Raw genomic sequence first — 16,369 nt, forward strand, 5'->3', positions numbered from 1 at the left:
TTGGGCGCTGCCACATTGTAGTGGGAAGGTTGGAATGTTACAATGTTATCATCAACAAATGGTAAAGGAGAGGGAACAATGAAAAAAAACTTAACGAAGAAATTAGCGGCACTTGGTCTTGCAGTGATAACGACGGCGAGCATGGCGGGATGCTCATCGAAGCCGGCTGAGACAAAGGCTCCCGAGACAACGACGGCGGCAGCCGGAGCAGAGAGCACGGAGGCGCCGGCGACGGAAGCAGCAAAGAAGGAAGCCGGCGGCACGAACGTCTTAAAGGTTACCTACAGCGGCACTCCGGAAATTCATGAGAAGCAGTATTTGATGGATACCTTCTTCAAGAACTTCGAAGAGGAGAATAACTGTACCGTAGAAGTGGATTTTGTAGCTCAGGCGGACGCGGTGAAGAAGATCCAGTCGGAGCAGGAAGGCAAGAATTACATAACCGATATTATCTACGCCGACACGGCAAACATGGCGCCATACGTGAACGGCGGCTGGATGCAGGATATCACAGAACTGGTAAACAGCACAGGATCGACCTATACCCAGATGTTTGACAACACAACAAATAAAGACGGTGTCCGCTACTTCGCTCCGTTTACCTTCGATGTATACGTAACGTGTGCCAATAAGAAGGCCCTGGATTATCTTCCGGATGGACTGACAGAAGAAGATGTTGTTTCCGGTATCACATGGGAACAGTACGCAGACTGGGCGGTTGCGATCGCAGCCGGTGAAGGCGAAGGAAAGACCATGATGCCTGCCAACTTAACAAGCTCCCAGCTGTTATACCCGATGGGCGGCATGAGCCTGGCTTATGGCGGAGGTTTCCCGGAATTTACCTCTGAAGGATTCAAGGAGGCGCTGGGCATTATCGCCAAGATCGCGGCAGGCAATGGATTCTACGCAGAGCAGGATCAGTACACCGCACCGACAGATCCGTTAAACAGCGGCGACGTATGGCTGACATTTGCCCATATGGCACCTGTTGGTACAAGCTACAACGCAGCTCCCAACAACTATGTAATCGGCGCGGCTCCTAAGGGAAGCAAGGGCGCAGGCTCCACATCAGGCGCATGGTGCTACGGCATCGCTCAGGGTGCTCCGAATCAGGAACTGGCAGAGAAATTTATCAATTACATTGCAGATCCGGAAGTAAACTATGAATTCTGTTCCAATTACGGCGGATCCTTAAGCCCGATCGAAGAGGTTGGCGACATTCTGGAATCCAGCGACGTAGTGATGAGAGCCGGTATTGAAATGTTAAAGACCACGATTGTAACCGGTGTACCGGCAGCAGAGTATTCTGACTGGAACGCGGTAAAACTGCTTTACGGTGATATTTTTAACGATGTATTAAAGAATAAAGCGGTTCCTGGAGATGATTACCTTGCAGAAGAGCAGAGTAAGCTGGATGCATTGAAGAACTAATCAATTATGCAAAGGCCTGGAAAGCTGCGGTGTGGTAATGCGACCTTCACCGGGCGTTTCCGGGCCTTTCTATTATACAGACAGGTTTACCCTGCCTAAAGGAATGGGGGATATATTTGAACGAGAACGATTCAAAACAGACGACAAAAAAAGCAATATTCAGTAAAAAAAGCATTCCCTATCTGCTTCTGCTCCCGGCATTCCTCTTTTATGCAGTATTCTGGCTGCTGCCGGTGCTGTCGGGGGTAAAAGAGGTTTTTACTGATTTTGACGGCAATTTCACACTTCTTGGCAACTTTAAGCTGATGGCCCAGTCCGACTTAATCGGCCCGGCAATTTTTAACACCGCAACATTTGCAGCAGTCTCGGTTGTGCTTCAATATTTTCTGGCGCTTCTCTTAGCCGTACTCCTTTCGAGAAAGTTCAAAAGCTCCAAGCTTTTGATGTTCATTTCCATGATTCCCATGGCCATTACCCCTACCGCAGTAGCGATACTCTGGAAGACGGGACTGGTCAGAGATGGCTGGATCAATACCGTTCTGATCGGATTACACTTAATCGACAAGCCCATCGTGTTCATGGGGGCGGAGGGACTGTCCGCAGTCTTTCTGATTATCCTTATAGACACCTGGACCGTAACCCCTTCCGTCATGATTATCTTAATCGCAGGACTTCAGGGGGTACAGAGGGAGTTAAAAGAGGCGGCATACCTTTTTGGAGCCAACAAATGGCAGACCTTTAAGGATATCGTGATTCCGATCTTAAAGCCTTCCATTACCACGTCGATCATCATGAGACTGATCGCGGCCATTCAGGTGTGGTCGATTGCGGTTATGGTATTGGGATACAGCAAGGTTCCGTTCCTGGTGGAGCGAATCGCGTTCTATGTCGAAGCCGTACCCGGTGTCAACACGAGCCAGAAGCTCGCATTTACGCTCTCCTTCTTGACGACTCTGATCGTACTGTGTGCGACGGTTGTGTACTTGAAGGTATCGAAGGGCGCGGGAGCCGGTTCCCACGAAAAAGGCGGGAAACGCCTGGCTAAAGCGAAGGAGGCAGCAAAATGATGGACAAACTGAATATCGTACAGAAAACCGTTATGGCCCTGATACTGGCGACCATGGTCCTCCTTGTGGCGGTTCCGCTTCTCGCATTTACAACGGTTGCATTTTCCAACTCCGTCGAAATGACGGAATTCCCCAAACGGCTCATCCCAAAACGCACGGTCACCGTCAAGGTAGCGCCGACTTCTGAGGGGGAATTCGAGATTTTCTACGACAGCGGCGAGGGATATGAATCCATTATCACGACAAAGAGAGCCTCCAAGCTGGAAGCGCACTTTACCAGACAGTATGCGGTAACCGTGCCCGGCGAGGAGCTGGTCCAGGATTTTAAGCAGACTCTTACCGATGGCCCCATGGAGTTTACCTATAAGAAGGACTTATTCTATAATTTTAAGACATTTTTCAGTATCGTGCCAAACGCAGCCGGGGCGCTGAAAAACAGTATTATCGTTTCACTCTACACAATTCTGATTTCCCTGGGAATCGGCAGTCTGGCCGGGTTTGCAATGGCCAGGTTCCAGTTTAAATTTAAGGAACAGATTAATGTATCGCTTTTAATCGTCCGCATGTTCCCGGTGGTGGGAATCAGTATTCCCATGGCAATGCTTTTGATTAAGTTTGGCCTCTTTGATACGAGAATCGGTCTGGCGCTTCTCTATTCCGTCCCTAATATTGCGCTGACGGCATGGATCACCAACAGTATCTTCATCGGAATCAACAAGGAGCTGGAAGAGGCGTCCATGATATTCGGGGCCAACAGTGTGCAGACTTTTGCGAAGATCACTCTGCCGCTGGCCTTTCCGGCACTGGCGGCGAGCTCAATGTATTCGTTTTTAACAGCCTGGAATGATACCATTTCAGCCCTGATCCTGACCAATAAAAACCAGACGCTGTCCCTGGTTGTCTATAAGGCGATCGGAACCACCTCAAGCGGAATCCAGTATGCGGCAGCAGGAAGTATCGTGCTGATCCTTCCGGCACTGGTGTTTACATTTATTATCAGAAAATATATCGGTCAGATGTGGGGCGGAGTAGAACTATAGGAGGAAGCTTATGAGCTATTTGGAAATCAAGAATTTGCAGAAAAAATATACGAAAGATGGTCCGCTGGTTGTTAATAATATGAATTTATCCATTGAGAAGGGAGAGTTCATTGTATTTCTGGGACCGTCCGGCTGCGGCAAGACGACCACCATCCGCATGATTTCGGGACTCGAGGATATCAGCGGCGGTGAGATATTAATCGACGGGGAAGACGTAATCGGAAAGAAGCCGAAGGACCGCGGCGTATCCATGATATTCCAGAGCTACGCCATCTGGCCCCATATGACGGTATTTGACAATATCGCCTATCCCTTAAAGCTCCAGAAGGTGCCGAAGGATGAGATCAAAAAACGCGTGACGGCGGCAGCGGAAGCCACCGACATCGTAGGGCTCTTAAACCGTTATCCGGCGCAGATGTCGGGCGGTCAGAGACAGAGGGTTGCCGTATCCAGGGCGATCGTTGTGAAGCCGAAGATTTTCCTGATGGACGAACCGCTGTCCAACCTGGATGCAAAGCTCCGTGTGTCGATGAGAACCGAGCTGAAGAATATCCATATCCAGCAGAATTCCACCAGCATTTTCGTTACTCATGACCAGTCTGAGGCCATGAGCCTTGCAGACAGAATCGTCGTCATGTACAAGGGCAGAATCGAGCAGATCGGCACGCCCATGGAGGTATATCAGGACAGTGCAACCAGATTTGTCGCAGAGTTCATCGGTACGCCGCCGACCAATTTCTTTGTCACAAAGATCGAAAAGACGGCAGACGGCCTGATGGCTGTAAACGATGATATTCACTATCTGGTGCCGGATTCCTTAAAGGATGCGCTACTGCCGTACGCCGGCAAAGAGGTGGACTTAGGCGTGAGGCCGGAATACATCGATCTGTCATTCTCCATGGATCGGACGAAAGGTTACTTATGCGACACCGTCATCGATTTCGTGGAGCCCCAGGGTTCCCACGCCATTCTGATCACAAAGATTGGCGGAAATGAAGTGAAGATTCACACCACCACCTACATGGAGATGGCGCCGAAGACAAACGTGGCATTAAACGTGAAGGACGACAAGGTGATGTTCTTTGACCGCGATACGTCTTGCAGGATTAAGTAGTAGCTGGAATAAAGCAACAATCAGATAAGTAAGAAACCGTGAAACGGTGGAAAGAGGATGCAACATGGATAAGATTCTGATCGCGGCATCAACCCATTGGGACCGTGAGTGGTACCGTACCTTTCAGGAGTTCCAGATCCGGCTCTGCGGACTGATGAACCGGCTGATCGCTCTTCTGGAACAGGATGAGGAGTTTCTGTGCTATACCTTTGACGGACAGTCGGTGGTTTTGGAGGATTACCTGGAGATCTACCCGGAAAACAGGGGGAGAATCGAGAAGCTGGCGGCGGAGGGGCGTCTCGTATTCGGGCCGCTCTATAATCTGCCGGATGAGTTCTTATCCGGAGGAGAGGCGCTGATCCGTAATTTCCTGTTGGGAGATGAGGTCTGCCGGTCGGTTGGAGGCAAGCTGAACGCGGGCTATGTGCCGGATAATTTCGGTCATATCTCCCAGCTTCCGCAGATATTAAACGGAGTGGGAATCGATACGGCGTTCTTCTTCCGTGGAGTGGACCGGACGGAATACAAAGAAAAGGAGTTTTGCTGGGAGTCCCCGGATGGGTCCCGCGTCCTGTGCGAGTATATGATTCTGGGATACTGGAGTCTGAAGAGCTGGGGGAAAATGGGAAAGACCGTGGCAGAGCATTTTTACGATGCCTACCGCACGTTAAAGGAATCCAGCCGTTTAAATACCTTTCTGCTGATCAATGGTTCCGATCATCTCTACCAGGACCCGGATTTTACGGCTATGGTGAGAGACGTGAAGGAAACGTTTCCGGAACTGGATATCAGAAATGGTTCCATTGCCGATTACGCGGAAATGGCGAAGGAAGCGGCGGGCGATTTCTGCGGACTGAGAACGGTCAGAGGGGAGCTGCGGGATTTCCGGTACGGACCGGATCCGACCGCGGTCACTTCCTGCCGGGGCCGGATCAAACGCCTTCTGTTTGCGGTTCAGTCGCAGGTGGAACGGTACGCGGAGCCGCTGGCCGTCCTGGCCTCTGCCTGTGGAGACGGATTCGACTATCCGGAAGGGCTCTTCGGAAAAATCTGGAGAAACATCTCCATATCTCTGGGACACGACGGAATCTCCGGCTGTTCTACCGACGAGGTGATGGACGATATCAAGTCCTATTTAACCCATGCGCTCCAGTCTTCCTCACGGATCAGCGAGGCGGCGATGGAGGAGCTGACGGGACGGGAAGAGTACGGACAGGCTTCTGGCGATGAGTCGTATCTGGCGGTCTTCAATCCCCATCCATTTTCCTATACGGGGATGACGGAACAGACGGTGCACTTAGAGAAGGACGGAGGCTGGAAGGATTTCGTGCTTTACGGGGACAACGGCGAGGAGATTCCCTATGAAATTCTGGAACTTTCCGATGAGGTGATCACCCGGGAATACTTTTATAACAGCAAGGAGAAGGTTCCGAGAACGTGTGTGAAGATTTTATTCCCGGTAAAAGATATTCCGGCGCTTTCCATCCGGTATTTCCGGATTCAGAAGAGCCGTCTTCTGGAGAAGCGGTGTCAGGAATTCTACGTGCGGCGCCAGCCATCCGGGGCTAAGATTGAAAACCAGCGTTTTTCTGTCACCGTCAATGAAGATGCCAGCATCAATGTGCAGGACAAAAAGAACGGACAAATATACCGGGGACTGAACAGCTTTGTGGACAGAGGCGAGGCGGGGGATGAGTATCAGCACGTGTCTCCTCTTCTGGACGAACATGTGCTGGCAAGGCTGACGGGCGTCTCCGTAATTCACAACAGCCCCCTGTCACAGAAGCTTAAGATAACGGCCGAACTGAACATACCGGACCGGGCGGACCGCGGATTTTTAAAGCGCTCCGCCGAGTATCGGGTGTGCCGGATTGTAACGCTCGTCTCTCTGACTGAGGGATCGGACCGGGTGGAATTTACGGTACAGATCGACAATCCCTGTCCGGATCACATCCTGTTTGCCAGATTCCCGGTGACATTAAAAAATCCGGTGGAATACTCAAACACAGGCTTTGAGGAGACGGAGCGGACCGGGGAAAGAAAGGATTTTGCACCGGAGCTTAAATCGACGCAGTCCCTGTTAAAACCGATGCGGGGATACGCAGGACTCAGGGGGAAAAAGGAAAACGCCTCGCAGGGTACGGCGGCGGAATGTGACGGAAGCTTCCACGTGATGGGAAAAGGGCTTTATGAGTACCACACGAAGAAAAACGGAGAGACAGTAGATTTCTATATCACCCTGCTTCGAAGTACGAGTTACTTGTTCCACGGCCTTCCAACCTCATGGCTGGATGGACAGGAGAGCACCACCCCTGTGGTGGAGACGAAGGGAGCCATGGAGCTGGGGGAGACCACTGTGGAATATGCGGTTCTGTTTGATGAAGAGAATCCGGCAAGGGAGGCAGAGAAATACTTATATCCTCTTTATGGAATGGCTGTACCACGCCTTCCGGCAGAGAGAGGGGGCTGCGGATCCTTCTTAAGCTTTGACAACGAAAACATCCTGCTCAGCGCCCTTAAGAAACACCGGACAATGAATGGAACGGTGGTGCGCTTCTATAACAGAAGCAGCCACGAGGAGGAACTGGTGATCCGCACCGGCCGGGAGATCGGTGAATGCCGGGCGTGCAGCCTTTTGGAGAAACTGGAAGGGGAAGTAAAGCACACGTCGGACACCGTAACCTGTACGGTACCGGGAAATAAAATTATAACACTATACATCGCATGGAGATAGAATATGGACAGCATAAAAGAACACTTACAAAATTTATACCCGGACTGCTGGGAGGAACTGGAACAGCGGATAGGAGCACTGACGGAATCGTGGCAGCTTAAGATGGGGAGTACCTCCGGTGAGGCGCTATATCCATGGGTGAGCAAGGAAGATGTCATGCTGATTACGTACGGTGACGGAATCAGAAGAGAGGGGGAAGCGCCTCTCGCGACACTCCGCTCATTTCTGAGCGAGGAACTTTCCGATACGGTGACCGCGGTCCATTTACTTCCCATGTTCCCCTATACGTCGGACGATGGATTCGCAGTGACGGATTTTAAGGAGATCAATCCGGAGCTGGGAGACTGGGAAGATATCGGGAATCTGGGGAAACAGTACGATCTGATGTTTGACGCAGTGATCAATCACGTCTCTAAGTCGAGCCGGTACTTTAAAGAGTATGCGGCAGGAAATCCGCACTACCGGGGATTCTTTATCGAGGCGGATCCCGATGGGGACTACAGCACCGTGATCCGGCCCAGAACGCTGCCGCTGCTCACGAAGTTCGAAACTTCCATGGGGACGAAGTATCTGTGGACCACCTTCAGCGATGACCAGCTGGATTTAAACTACAGGGACCCGGAAGTCTTAATAGAGATTCTCGATGTACTTCTGCTCTATGCGGCGAAGGGCGCGCGGTTTATCCGGTTTGACGCCATCGGCTTTGCCTGGAAGGAGCTGGGGACGACCTGCATGCATCTTCCGCAGACCCACGAGCTGATTAAGCTGATGAGGTGTGTCCTGGAGTCCTGCGCAAGGGGCTGCACGATTATAACAGAGACCAATGTGCCTCATAAGGAGAACATCAGCTACTTTGGCAGCGGCTATGATGAGGCCGGGCTGGTATACCAGTTTCCGCTTCCTCCGCTGACCCTGTACTCATACTTGAGCGGGAGCGCGGCGCATTTATCGGACTGGGCGGCGGGGCTGGAACCGACCACGGAAGCGACTGCCTACTTTAATTTCCTGGCATCCCACGACGGAATCGGCCTTCGCCCGGTGGAAGACATCTTAAGCGAGGGGGAACGGCGCCTCATGGTGGCAGAGGTCATGGAGCGCGGCGGAGAAGTCGGTTACCGTTCCCTGGCCGACGGCAGTATGGTGCCGTATGAGCTGAATATCAATTACCTGGACGCCATAGCCGGCAACGAGACGGATATGGGGAAAATGGTCCGCAAATTCCTCGGCTCCCAGTGTATTCTGCTTTCCGTCATGGGAATGCCTGCGATTTATTACCACAGCCTTCTGGGCTCCAGAAACTGTTATAAGGATTTCAAAGAATCAGGGATTAAGAGACGGATTAACAGGGAGAAGCTAGACGCAGACCAGCTGAAGGCGGAACTCTCGGATCCGGATTCCTTAAGAAGCCGGGTGCTGGCCGGATACAGGCAGATGTTAAAGATCCGGAAGCAGGAGGACGCGTTCTCGCCCAACAGTCCGCAGCAGGTTCTGAAGCTGGATGAGAGAGTGTTCGCGCTCTTGAGGGGAACGAAAGAAAATCAGATTCTGGTACTTATCAATGTATCGGATGATGTGGTAGAATTAAAGACAGGAATGGCGGGAAGCGGTCTGCTTTCCGGTAAACTGATGAATCAGGAGGTCACGCTGGAGCCATATGAATATCTGTGGATGAAGATTAACAGCTGACCAATATAAAAGAGGAGAAGCAGGGTATGGACAGAGATTACAGCTTTTTGGATTCCCTCGACAGGGGAATGTATTTTGATAAGAAAGAGTACGACGGAGCGCCCCTTTTAAGCTACGAAGAGGTAAAGGACAGGCTTCCTGTTCCTATTGTATCAAGCCATCCGGAATGGGTGGACTGCTACAAGTATGCGATTCAGGTATTATATACCAACGTACACCGCCCGACAGAGGGCAGCGGGTTTGTCAGCAATTTTGTGGACGCCGCATTTAACGATGATATATTCCTCTGGGACACGGTATTTATGACGCTGTTCTGCAATCTTCTTCATCCTTACGTTCCGGGAATCTGTTCTCTGGATAACTTTTACTGCAAACAGTTTGATGATGGGGAGATACCCAGAGAGATGGTGCGGGATACGGGAAAAGATTTTCTCCTGTGGGTCAACGCCTTTGACAGCCCGCTGTACTCCTATTTCCAGAATCACTACGGCTTCCGTACCTTAAGAGAACTGGGAAAGCTGCCGTATGAGGACATGTACAAGCCGAATATGGGCCGTATCATCGAGAAGAAGCCGTATCTGACCCTGGACAATCTAAACCATCCCCTTCTCGCCTTCGCGGAATGGGAGAGCTACTGCCATACGAGAGACGCGGCTCGTCTTCACATGGTATTCGAGCCGCTCTACCACTATCATGAGGCGATGAAGTACCATCTGCGCCATCAGAACGGCTTGTACGTTACGGACTGGGCGAGTATGGATAACTCACCGAGAAACAAGCATCTGGGGCTCGCGGTGGATACCAGCAGTGAGATGGCCATGTTTGCAGGCAATCTGATTGACATCATGGATGTCCTGGTAAAACAGGGATATGAAGTGACAGATTATGATAAACGGCGTGAAGGCCTTATGAAGGACCGTACGGTTCTGATTGAGAAAATCAATCACTATATGTGGAACGAACAGGACGGATTTTACTACGATATGACATTTGGCGAGCGCCAGACCAGAATCAAGACGATCGCGGGCTTCTTCCCGCTGGTGTCAGGCGTGGCGGATGAGAAACAGGGAAAACGTCTCATCGAATGGCTGGAGGACAAGGAGACCTTTAACCGCGTACACCGGATTCCGGTTGTGGCTGCGGACGAGGAAGGATACGATCCAAGAGGCGGATACTGGAGAGGCTCCGTGTGGGCTCCGACCAACGCCCTCGTCACCTGCGGACTGGAGAAGCACGGGTTCCATAAGCTGGCCAGGGATATCGCCATCAACCATCTGGACGTGATCGCAAAGGTCTATGAGGAGACGGGAACTATCTGGGAGAACTATCCGCCGGATGAGATATCCAGCGGAGATGCAGACAACAAGGATTTCGTGGGCTGGTCCGGCCTCGCTCCGATTCTCTATCTGATCCAGTACGCCGCAGGCCTGTCCCTCGACAGGAATGAGACGGAAACGACGGTCCGTTGGGAGATATCCGAGCATCTGGTGCGGGGAGGCGTTCTGGGCTGCAAGCAGTACTGGTTTGCAGGAAAGACGGCTGATTTTGAGGCAAAGGACGCAGGCGGGTCCCTTGAGGTGAGCATCCATACGGAGGACTGCTTCAAGCTGAATCTGATCTATCAGGGCGCACAGCATTCGATTATGGTGCAGGGGGACATGAAGCTGACATTTTAAATCCTGACTTGTATGGTAAATGAGGCGTGATATTTTATGAAGACAATAGCAATTTACGGCGACAGTATTTCGACGGGAGCACACGGGGAGGGCGGCTATGAGGCCATGCTGAAAAGCAGCCTCTCCCTGGAAAAGGTTTATAATTTTGCAGTCGGCTCCAGCGGACTGACGCGGAAGACACCCGTCGGCATGCTGGAGGTACTCGATAAGAATCCGGTTCCGGAAGACGCAGATCTGTTTCTTATCTGGCACGGCAGCAATGACTGGTACTGGGGAAGCAGGCTGGAAGAGTTTTCCCATGGGGTAAAGGAAGCTGTAAACAGGCTGCGCGCCGCGACTCCCACTGCGGAACTGGTTTGGGTGACTCCGATCTACCGGTTTGAGTGCCCGGATGGCATGACGCAGGCGGGAGAGGCTTACGAACTGCCCAACAAAAACGGATACACCATGCTTGATTACTACGAGGAGCTGGAGCGCTCCAGTAAGCGGCTGGGCTTCCCACTCATCGACATGCGGCGGCTGTGCGGAATTCACCGCGATAATGCCGGTATATACCTGGAAGACCGGGTTCATCCCAACCGGGCGGGCTACCAGAGGATTGGCGCGGTCTTAGACCGGGAGATTCAGAGATTTTGTATATATTAAACGTTTCAGCTTGACATTTCCCCAAAAATCTGTATTAATAGTTTTAGAGACTTGGGGGTGATTGAATGGCAACCATAAAGGAAATTGCAAAGGCATGCAATGTTTCCGTGGCAACGGTATCAAATATATTGAATGATAAGCCCGGGGCCAGCGCGGCGACCAGGAAAAACGTGATGGCCATGATTGAGAAGATGAATTACACGCCAAACGTGGTGGCCAAAAATCTGAAGCTGCAGAAAACGAGAAGTATCGGCGTGATCGCCGAGGATATGACCATATTCAGCATTCCGGATATCATAGATGGAATTACGGAACAGTGTGAACAGGTGGATTATCAGATCCTTCTGATCAATTTAAGGCTTTATAAAAAGTATAATGACACCTACTACAGCAAGGACGACTATTACGAGGTGGTACGCCGCGAGATCAAAAAGCTGATGCAGAAGCAGGTGGAAGGAATCATTTATGTAGCGGCCCATGAGCGGCCGATCTTATGTATACCGGAGAATCTTCCCATACCGGCGGTGATGGCCTACGGCTATTCCAGGACGCCGAAGGTGCCCTCCGTCGTGGTGGACGACTGCCACGGCGCATACGAGATCACGAAATACTTAATCGAGAACGGCCATACGAGAATCGGCGTGATCATGGGAAAATCGGACAGTATCCACGCGCAGTCCCGGCTGGTGGGATACCAGGAGGCGCTGTTTGACAGCGGTATCCTCTATTCCCCGGGTTTCGTGACTGAGGGAGACTGGAACAGGGAGTCAGGCTATGAGGGCATTACGAAGCTTCTTGCAAAGGATATCACGGCGGTATTCTGCATGAACGACCTGATGGCGGGCGGCGTCTACGACAGGCTGGCGGAGTTAGGCATGACGGTGGGCGAAGATCTGTCCGTGGTGGGCTACGATAACCGGGAGCTGTCCAGTTATTATAATCCGCCGCTGACGACCATTGACCTGCCGCTTCACGATATCGGCTACCGGGCCAGTGAAATCATGATCGAGATGCTGGAAGGCAGGGAGATCAGCGAGGAGGACGCCGTCTGCGCAGTGGAGTGTACCAGGCGGATTCGGAAGTCGGTGAAGGATATATCCGGAAAGAATATGTCTGAGAAGAATGCATCAGAAAAGAATGCATCAGAAAAGAATGCATCAGAAAAGAATCCATCAGAAAAGATTCCGGAGTGACAACGAGAGGAAGTACGATCTGCCAACCGAGAGATATCGGACAGGCAGACTGTACTTCCTTTTTGCAGCCATAGGAAAACCCTATGCTTGTGGTCAAAGTGCCCTATATAAAACGATTAATAAAATGGAAAAATTGCGCAAAAGTACTTTACAAGGCGATTTTCTTGTGATATTATCTAACATATAAAACAAAAAGATGAAATGAAAGTATAAAAAAGCATATCAAATGCATAAATGATAAGAAAAAATCGATAAAAACATGCCATACGTAAAAAATGGTATTTTTTTTATAACTTTCATATTAATCGTTTAATATGAAAGAAAGGAGGAAATGCTAAGATGTTTCAGGAAATACCGCTGAGAAATACGAAAATTACCGATGAATTCTGGAAACCTTCCATTGATCTCGTGAGAGAAAGTATTATCCCGTATCAGTGGGAAATATTAAACGATTTAGTAAAGGATGCGGAGCCAAGCCACTGCCTGCACAATTTTAAAGTGGCTGCAAAGGAAGAAGAAGGAGACTTCATGGGAGCCGTGTTCCAGGATACGGACGTGGCGAAATGGCTGGAAGCCGTGGCGTATACGCTGGAGGCTTTTCCCGATGAGGAGCTGGAGCGGCTGGCCGATGAGACTATCGCACTGATCGGGAGAGCCCAGCAGGAAGACGGTTATCTGGATACATACTTTATTATAAAGGAACCGGAGGGACGGTTTAAAAATCTCCAGGAGGGGCATGAACTCTACACCGCGGGCCATATGATAGAAGCCGCTGTTGCCTACTATCAGGCCACCGGAAAGGACGAATTTTTAAAGATTGTCTGTAAAACGGCTGATCTGCTCTGCGACACCTTCGGGCCGGATGCGGATCAGATTCACGGATATCCCGGCCACCAGGAGATCGAGCTCGCACTGGTGCGGCTTTACCGCGTGACCGGCAGACGGCAGTATCTGGAGCTTGCGAAGTATTTTATCGATATCCGGGGTGTGGGAGCGAATTATTTTTTGGAGGAGCAGAAGAGGAGAGGCGGCAGGGGAATTTTTCCTGAATTCTCCGGATATGACCCGGCCTACTCCCAGTCCCATATGCCGGTGCGGGATCAGAAGACGGCGGAGGGGCACGCAGTCAGAGCTGTCTATATGTACTGTGCCATGGCCGATCTGGCGTTGGAATACGGGGACGAAGCCCTGATGGATGCCTGTAAGACTCTCTGGGACAATATGACCGGAAAGAGGATGTACCTGACAGGAGGAATCGGTTCCTCCGGCATTCTGGAACGGTTCACAACCGATTACGACCTGCCGAACGACCGGAATTACTCCGAGACGTGCGCGTCCATCGGCCTGGCTCTCTTCGGAAGCCGCATGGCGAGAATCACAAAGGACGCTTCCTATATGGATACCGTAGAGCTGGAGCTTTACAACAACATCCTGGCGGGAATCGCCATGGACGGAAAGAGCTTTTTCTACGTTAATCCCCTGGAGGTCTGGCCGGACAACTGCATGAACCGGACTTCCATGGAACACGTCAGGCCGGTGCGCCAGAAATGGTTCGGCGTTGCCTGCTGTCCGCCCAACATTGCAAGAACGTTAGCAAGCCTGGGCCACTATATTGCATTTCGAGAAGAAAAACGAGTTTATGTAAACCTATATGTAAGCGCCGTGATCGATGGAATCCTGGAGGATCCGGAAGACCGTCTTAACCCGGAGAATACTCAAAACTCGAAGGGGTCTCTTAAAATCGAGAGTCAGATGCCCTGGAAAGGCCGGTGTGAGATTACAAGAGGCGGAAAGGAAATGGAGCTGGCGCTCCGGATTCCCGCATACGCAGAAGGGTTTGCAATAACGGGACGTGACGGCAGACCGGTCCGGTGGCATGAGGAGACGGGGTATGCCGTGCTGGATGAGGACAGCGGCAAGGATCCGGTCATTCTTACCTGGAATATGCCGGCCGCCTATGTGTGGGCCAATCCCATGGTACGGGCTGATGCGGGAAAAGTGGCCGTTAAGAAAGGGCCTGTCGTGTACTGTCTGGAAGAAACGGACAACGGCGCGAATCTGGCCGGAGTCTTTGCAGATACTTCCCAGCCGCCGGCTGAGACATGGGAACCGGATCTTTTAGGCGGCGTGGTGAGCGTTTCCATTCACGGCAAACGGCTGGCCGCAGGAGCAACGCAGGAGAAGACGCTGTATGCCGCAGAACGGCCGCAGTTAGAAGATGTTTTGCTGAAGGCGGTTCCATACGCCAGGTGGTGCAATCGCACGCCGGGTGAGATGACCGTATGGATGAAGGAACTATACCATGTGTGATGCAGGCGAATCAGCCTGATCAGAATAAATGCTTCAGAATAAATGATTCAAAATAAGGAGGAAACTTTTATGAGAAAACGAGTATTAGCAGTTTTACTGACGGCAGCGATGGCAGTTTCAGCCCTCGCAGGATGCGGCTCCAAGAGCGCAGATACGAAAACAGATGATACTAAGGCCGCCGAGACGACGACAGCTGCTTCCGCAGGCAAGAATGAGATGGCCGTGGAAGGCGACGACGTCACCACCTTAAATGTATGGACCTTCATCGAGCTGCACCAGCAGTTCTATGTAGACATGGCGGAGAAATGGAACGCAGAGAATCCGGATAAGAAGGTGAAGCTGGTCTTAAGCAACATGGCTTACGATGATATGCACAACAAGCTGTCTCTGGCTCTGGAGTCAGGCGAAGGCGCGCCGGATATCGTGGATATCGAGCTGGGCAAATTCCCGGCGTTCATGACAGGGAAAATCGGCCTGATGGATCTGACATCTGCAATCGAGCCGTACAGAGACACTGTTGTAGAATCCAGACTCGACATCTACTCCAAGGATGGAAAGATCTACGGCTTCCCGACCCACGTAGGAACCACGGTAGCTTTCTATAACGAAGATCTCTTAAATGCGGCAGGCGTTGACTACAAGAGCATTAAGACATGGGATGACTTCAAGGAAGCGGGCGTCAAGTACTACGAAGCAACCGGCAAGTATTTCGCATGTATCGAAACCAGCGCACAGTGGATGATCAATCTGATGCTGGCTCAGAAGGGCGGAAATTACTTAGACGCTGACGGCAATGTCAACATCACCAGCGACGAGATGGTAGAAGTGCTGACCTACATAAAGGGAATGCAGGATACAGGCGCATTTGCAACCGTTCCGGGCGGACAGCCTGACAACGAGGAAGCGTATCCGTTCTATAATTCCGGCGACTACGCAGCACAGATTATGCCTTTCTGGCAGACATCCAGATACACCAACTATATGACCGACTTAAAAGGCAAAGTAGCAATCGCAGCCGTTCCCGCATTTGAAGGCAGCAAGGTTCAGACCATCGGCGGCGGCGGTACCGGTACGGCTGTTGTAGCCAGCGGCGAGCATGCAGACCTGGCGGCAGAAGTGATGGCATACATCAAGCTGTCTGCTGAAGCAAGTAAGGAAATCTGGAACGTATTGGGCTTTGACCCGGTCAACACAGAAGTATGGACCGACACGGCGCTGACACAGAATCCGGATAACCAGTTTGTACAGTATTTTACCACCTATCCATTTGACGTATTAAATGAAGTAAAAGACAGTATCGGTCTCTTGACCTGCTTTACAGATGAGAAGATGCCATCCATCAACAACGAATTCTGCAACGTAACGCTCAACAGCATTTACGAGGATGGAATGGATATTAAGGAAGCACTGACCCAGTCCCAGGAAACGTTGGACAATGAATTCAGATAAGTAATGATGGAAAGCATCGAGGAA

Annotated in this window: 11 protein-coding genes; all 11 read left to right on the forward strand. The window is 51.2% G+C overall.

Annotated elements, in window-relative coordinates:
* The first annotated feature begins 78 nt into the window (after positions 1-78).
* The 11 genes from ACLTD4_RS06305 to ACLTD4_RS06355 all read left to right on the forward strand — a co-directional run bounded on the left by ACLTD4_RS06305 (position 79) and on the right by ACLTD4_RS06355 (position 16,345).
* Complete coding sequence (locus ACLTD4_RS06305) at positions 79-1,431, forward strand: extracellular solute-binding protein (protein WP_243008220.1); 1,353 nt, start codon at positions 79-81, stop codon at positions 1,429-1,431.
* A gap of 116 nt (positions 1,432-1,547) precedes the next feature.
* Entirely contained in the window at positions 1,548-2,498 is a 951-nt protein-coding gene (locus tag ACLTD4_RS06310; protein WP_110322960.1) for a carbohydrate ABC transporter permease, read from the forward strand.
* Complete coding sequence (locus ACLTD4_RS06315) at positions 2,495-3,538, forward strand: carbohydrate ABC transporter permease (protein WP_055654585.1); 1,044 nt, start codon at positions 2,495-2,497, stop codon at positions 3,536-3,538. Before ACLTD4_RS06310 ends, ACLTD4_RS06315 begins: the two co-directional genes overlap by 4 nt.
* A gap of 10 nt (positions 3,539-3,548) precedes the next feature.
* On the forward strand, positions 3,549-4,652 hold the full coding sequence (locus tag ACLTD4_RS06320; RefSeq protein WP_117621121.1) for an ABC transporter ATP-binding protein: 1,104 nt from the start codon (positions 3,549-3,551) through the stop codon (positions 4,650-4,652).
* A 64-nt stretch (positions 4,653-4,716) separates the two neighbouring features.
* Positions 4,717-7,386: a glycosyl hydrolase-related protein gene (locus ACLTD4_RS06325; RefSeq protein WP_117621120.1), complete on the forward strand. Its 2,670-nt coding sequence runs from the start codon at positions 4,717-4,719 to the stop codon at positions 7,384-7,386.
* 3 nt (positions 7,387-7,389) lie between these two features.
* Positions 7,390-9,072, forward strand: coding sequence for a sugar phosphorylase (locus tag ACLTD4_RS06330; protein ID WP_117621119.1), 1,683 nt, complete (start codon positions 7,390-7,392; stop codon positions 9,070-9,072).
* A gap of 26 nt (positions 9,073-9,098) precedes the next feature.
* Positions 9,099-10,748 (forward strand): MGH1-like glycoside hydrolase domain-containing protein, encoded by a 1,650-nt coding sequence (locus ACLTD4_RS06335; RefSeq protein WP_055654593.1) that lies wholly within the window; start codon positions 9,099-9,101, stop codon positions 10,746-10,748.
* A 36-nt stretch (positions 10,749-10,784) separates the two neighbouring features.
* Positions 10,785-11,393: an SGNH/GDSL hydrolase family protein gene (locus ACLTD4_RS06340; RefSeq protein ID WP_117621118.1), complete on the forward strand. Its 609-nt coding sequence runs from the start codon at positions 10,785-10,787 to the stop codon at positions 11,391-11,393.
* 65 nt (positions 11,394-11,458) lie between these two features.
* Positions 11,459-12,586 carry a LacI family DNA-binding transcriptional regulator gene (locus tag ACLTD4_RS06345; protein ID WP_117633847.1) on the forward strand — a complete coding sequence of 376 codons (1,128 nt, stop codon included), beginning with the start codon at positions 11,459-11,461 and terminating at the stop codon, positions 12,584-12,586.
* Between the two features lie 339 nt (positions 12,587-12,925).
* On the forward strand, positions 12,926-14,896 hold the full coding sequence (locus tag ACLTD4_RS06350; protein WP_117621116.1) for a glycoside hydrolase family 127 protein: 1,971 nt from the start codon (positions 12,926-12,928) through the stop codon (positions 14,894-14,896).
* Between the two features lie 69 nt (positions 14,897-14,965).
* Entirely contained in the window at positions 14,966-16,345 is a 1,380-nt protein-coding gene (locus ACLTD4_RS06355; RefSeq protein WP_002601820.1) for an ABC transporter substrate-binding protein, read from the forward strand.
* Positions 16,346-16,369 lie beyond the last annotated feature (24 nt).

This window comes from Hungatella sp. (genome assembly GCF_046966825.1).